The organism is Salibacter sp., from assembly GCF_031581065.1.
Taxonomy (GTDB): domain Bacteria; phylum Bacteroidota; class Bacteroidia; order Flavobacteriales_G; family Salibacteraceae; genus Salibacter.
On sequence record NZ_JAVLBN010000080.1, the window covers coordinates 1 to 4,804 of the forward strand.

5 protein-coding genes are annotated in these 4,804 nt (G+C 41.2%); 2 read left to right on the forward strand and 3 right to left on the reverse strand.

The annotated features are described in order from the left end of the window. Positions 1–1,030, forward strand: a 1,030-nt coding sequence (locus tag RI557_RS11305; protein WP_409079703.1) for an NAD(P)/FAD-dependent oxidoreductase, incomplete at its 5' end; no start/stop codon positions are given. Between the two features lie 60 nt (positions 1,031–1,090). Here the strand turns inward: RI557_RS11305 and RI557_RS11310 are convergent. Next, a complete protein-coding gene (locus RI557_RS11310) occupies positions 1,091–2,272 on the reverse strand; it encodes a hypothetical protein (RefSeq protein WP_310667981.1) in 1,182 nt (393 codons plus the stop codon). A gap of 24 nt (positions 2,273–2,296) precedes the next feature. Further along, a complete protein-coding gene (locus RI557_RS11315; RefSeq protein WP_310667982.1) occupies positions 2,297–2,743 on the reverse strand; it encodes a peroxiredoxin in 447 nt (148 codons plus the stop codon). Between the two features lie 57 nt (positions 2,744–2,800). On the opposite strand from RI557_RS11315, the gene RI557_RS11320 reads away from it, so the two are divergent. Then, the gene (locus RI557_RS11320; protein WP_310683859.1) at positions 2,801–4,177 is read left to right on the forward strand and encodes an aldehyde dehydrogenase; all 1,377 of its coding nucleotides are present in this window, start codon (positions 2,801–2,803) and stop codon (positions 4,175–4,177) included. Positions 4,178–4,197: 20 nt separating this feature from the next. On the opposite strand, the gene RI557_RS11325 is transcribed toward RI557_RS11320, so the two are convergent. Next, the coding region (locus RI557_RS11325) for a T9SS type A sorting domain-containing protein (RefSeq protein ID WP_310683861.1) at positions 4,198–4,804 on the reverse strand (607 nt) is incomplete at its 5' end.

The window sequence follows — 4,804 nt, forward strand, 5'->3', positions numbered from 1 at the left end:
AGACATCTTGGTTGATGCTCACCCTCACATCGGGACGAATAAATTGCCCAAGATTGTGGCAAAGATGCGGCAGAGTATTCTGGATGCCGGGGGAGAAGTGCATTTCAACACGAAAGTTACAGACTTCATTATCGATAACCAGTCGATGAAAGGTGTTGTTACTGAGGATGGAGATAAAATAGAAGGAAAAGCCGTGATTTTGGCGACCGGACACTCGGCTCGTGATATTTTTGAATTGTTGGTAAAACGCGACATTCTCGTTGAACCAAAACCTTTTGCATTGGGCGTTCGCGTTGAACACCCGCAAAGATTGATCGATGACATCCAATATAGCTGTGGATCTGACCGTGGAAGGTATTTGCCGGCTGCTCCTTACAGTATTGTGCACCAGGTTCGTGATAAAGGAGTTTACTCTTTTTGTATGTGTCCGGGTGGGCAAATTGTTCCATCGGCAACAGCTCCCGGAGAGGTTGTTGTGAACGGGATGTCTACCTCTACTCGCAGTTCTCGCTACGCTAATTCGGGAATTGTTGTGAGTGTAGAGTGGAAAGACATAAAAGGCTTTCACTCTGCCGGACCGCTCGCTTATTTGCGCTTCCAGCAGCATCTGGAGAAAAAAGCATGCGAGTGGGGAGGAGGAGATCAAACAGCACCGGCTCAGCGATTACAGGATTTTGTGAATAACACACTTTCCGATTCACTAAACGACTGTTCGTATATCCCGGGAATTCAATCTGCTCCATTGCATGAAGGTATTCCCAAGTTTGTGCGCGCCAGATTGCAGGACGGATTCAGAGCCTTTGGAAAGAAGATGAAAGGCTATCTTACAAATGAAGCACAAATATTGGCCGTTGAAAGTCGTACGAGTTCACCGGTTCGTATTCCGCGCAAAGATGACACCTGTGAGCACCCTCAAATAAGCGGACTTTTCCCGAGCGGTGAAGGAGCAGGATATGCCGGTGGAATTGTATCTGCCGCGATGGATGGTGAGCGTGTTGCTGAGGGAATTGAGAGGGTTTTGAAAAGTTGATATTAAGACTATTACGACTGCTCAACCTTCTTGTTTTTCTATAAAAAGCCAGAACAAAACTCAATTTGAAACACGATAGACTTCATACCTGGCTATAACATCTTTGTCAAAAAGGCCTTTTTTTGAGTCTTTTTCTCTATTTCTAAATAAAAGCCTGTTGTTCGTATACCAAAAGTTAGTTGACACATAGGGTATTTTTATCCTTTTAGTAAAGCTTAAGCTGTTATCGTAAACATCCACGATTGTTGAGTCATATTTTACCTCAATTCTTTGTCCGGCTCTTTTAACAGAGAGAGGTTTGAACTTAACATCAATTTTGTCTTCACGACCTCCTATTTCATAAACGGGCGAAACGTGATTTCTCAATTTCATTTCGTGATAATGCCTTTTGAATAGCCCCTCAAATATTGAATCATTGCTCAATATTTGGTCTCTGTTTGGGAGATACTCAGGCACATCCTTTTTATACAGGTTATGGTCTTTTTCAGATACCGCTAACAAAACAGTATCCACAAGGGTGTTGTTGAAATATGGTTTTCCATTTATTATAGAAAGATTGGTGAAGTCTGGACCCATCGATCCCTTTTTATGCAACAACCCCTTTGGTAATCTAAAGGGAAGAACTTTAGCTCTCAATGTTTTAAGATCCAGATATGCTAAAAAGGGAAAATCATAGCGGTGTTTTTTATTTGGAGAGTTAAACATACCGCCAAAGCCAATTAATAGACTATCTTTTTTGAAAAATGATGGAGGCCTTAAATGCAATAAATAGAGAGAGTCAGATCCGAAAATTTTCTTTTGTGAAACGGTTCTTGTTTCACCAGCTCTTGAACAAATAACGACAGATTGATGTGAGTTTGCCGTTAGCAAAACAGAGTCTTCATTTAACAATAAAAGTGATGAAACATCTGTAATGCTATCGTTAAGAGGAACTTCCTTGTTTTTTTGATTATAGTTTCTGTCAATCGTGCTAAAATTGACAGAGTGATTGACTCTATTGTAAAAAGCCAACAGATAAGACTCTGAGTCCTTGTTGTAAACGACCTGATAATAATCTCTTCCCGGTGTGCAAAAATTGATATTACTATCTGATGGGGAAATGTTTAACTTTTCTCCAACAAAAGCTATGGTCGTGTCATACTCAACTTTCAATGAGTTAGCTTGTCGACTTTTATCTTTTTCTTCTCCGACACAGCCAAGAACAACCATTAGAAGGAAGGGGAGGGTTTTGCATAAGTTCATAAAAGCTAAAATATAAATTTAGCCTTACATCTCCTCAAGCACCTTCATCGCTTCATTAACATGACTTTCAGGTTTCATTTGAGAGTTGTAAATCTTTTTCAAAATGCCCTTCTCATCAAAAATATACGTGACGCGGCCAGGGATAAATCCGAGCAGGTTTGTGGGAACCTCAAACAGCTTGCGGACTTCCTTCTCCTCATCGCTCAAAAGCGTAAATGGCAAATCGTAACGTTTGGCAAATTTCTCGTGAGATTCGGGAGAATCTGAACTGATGCCCACAACATTTGCATCTGCATTTTTAAAATCCTCAAATGCATCGCGAAAACTGCAAGCCTGGGCAGTACAGCCTTTCGTTTCATCTTTCGGGTAAAAGTAGATGACAGATTTTTTTCCCAGCAAGCTCTTGCTGTTGAACTCGTTTCGGTTCTGATCGAGAAGTGAAAATTCCGGTAGTTTATCGCCTTCTTTCATGGGCTTTATTTTGATAGTTTGCGTATTTTAGAAACAGAAACCAACACCCCTTGTTCAATGAGTGTGATAGAATCTGTGGTTAAAGATCAAAAAAATTATTTCTATAGCGGTGTTACCCGGCCGGCTAAATTCAGAAAAGAACAATTGAGAACGCTCAAGCGCGCTATTCAGAACCATGAACAGCAACTTCACGAGGCTATGAAAGCCGATTTTCAAAAGCCGGAGTTTGAGAGCTTCGTGTCTGAAACCGGTTATTTGCTTCGCGATATCGATCACACGCTCAATCATCTCGATGATTGGATGAAGCCAGAGAAAAAATCATCTTCTCTCTTGAGCGCTCCATCAAAAAGTTATGTCATGCGTGAGCCTTACGGTGTTTCGTTGATCATTGCTCCGTGGAATTATCCGGTTCAGTTAGGCCTGGCTCCGGCTATTGGCGCTATTGCTGCCGGAAACACGGTTGTTTTGAAACCCTCTGAAATGACGCCCAACACTTCACGGGCGCTGGAAAAAATGATCGATGAGTTTTTCGACAGGCAGTTTTTTAGCGTTGTGCAGGGAGCAGTTGATGAAACGAACGAACTTCTCGCTCAGCCGATTGACAAAATCTTTTTCACTGGTAGTCCGGCAGTTGGGAAAATCATCATGAAGGCTGCGGCCGAGAATCTGACACCCCTGACGCTCGAGCTCGGAGGTAAATCGCCTACGATAGTCGATGAAACGGCTTCTGTCAAAACAGCTGCAAAACGCATAGTGAGCGGAAAGTTCTTCAATGCCGGACAAACCTGTGTGGCACCGGATTACATTCTCGTACACGATTCGGTTTCTCGAAAACTGATTGATGAACTGGAAAAAGCGATTCACTCATTTTTCGGTCAGAACCCAAAGGACAGTCCTGATCTCGCGCGTATCGTCAATGAAAAACATTTCGACCGACTCATGGCCGGCCTGGATGGTGTAAAGGTTTTGATCGGTGGTGGATCTGACCGAGATGAAAGATACATTGAGCCTACAGTTGTCACAGATGTCCCTCAAGATCACATGTTGTGGAACGATGAAATTTTTGGTCCGATCCTTCCCATTTTCACCTACTCATCGATAAAAGAAGTAGTGGAAATTATTCGCAGCAAACCCAAGCCACTGGCATATTACCATTTTACGAGAGACGGTAAATTGAAAAAAGAATTATTGGAAAAGCTGTCATTTGGCGGAGGTACCATCAACGACACGCTGGAACACCTTATTCAGCCCGATTTACCTTTTGGCGGAGTTGGGTTTAGCGGAATGGGAAACTACCACGGAGAAGACAGCTTTTTGGCTTTTTCTCATCGGAAAAGCATTTTGGAGAAGTCAGACAAGGTAGATGTTCCATTAAAGTATCCGCCATACAAAGGAAAGTTGAAGTGGTTGAAGCGGTTGTTTAAATGGATATAAACCTACCCTGATTTAAGACTTTATTTAACAATGATTTTTTTAGTGAAAACTTGATTTTCACCCGTTAATTTCAAGAAATATAAACCACTGCTAAGTTTTTGTAAATCGATTTGGTTTATACCTTCAACAACATTTCCTTCAGATTCTACTTTACCGGTTACTGAAATTAATTTCCACTTTTTCAATGCAGATGTTGGGGCTATGTTGAACCGGATATATTCTTTAGCGGGATTTGGATATGCTGAAAAAGAGTTGTTTGTGCTTTTTTCTTCAATAAATGTTGGAATATCTAACCATACTAACCAGTTATCAGGTCTGGAAAATTGGCCTACAAAGCCGGGGTCTGTTTTAGAGCCGGTATTACTGGAGAATGAATAACCACTCAATAATAACTGACCATTTGATAGATATGTAATATCCGTCAATCTATCATGATCATCTCCACCCGCTCTAAATGACCACACAGTATTACCCTGTTGATCTATTTTTTCAACGTAGTAGTCATCATTTCCATAAGCACTATCATTTGAAATAGTACCAGTTCCTGGTGTTGCCTTTAATGTCCCGCAGAAATAAAAATCATTATTAACAGACAAAAAAGAATAGAAATTATGGTTTAAGCCATCG

Bases quoted from the DNA above. Each gene is read 5' to 3' on its own strand.
- RI557_RS11310 (WP_310667981.1), bottom strand. From the start codon at position 2,272: ATGAACTTATGCAAAACCCTCCCCTTCCTTCTAATGGTTGTTCTTGGC.
- RI557_RS11315 (WP_310667982.1), bottom strand. From the start codon at position 2,743: ATGAAAGAAGGCGATAAACTACCGGAATTTTCACTTCTCGATCAGAAC.
- RI557_RS11320 (WP_310683859.1), top strand. From the start codon at position 2,801: ATGAGTGTGATAGAATCTGTGGTTAAAGATCAAAAAAATTATTTCTAT.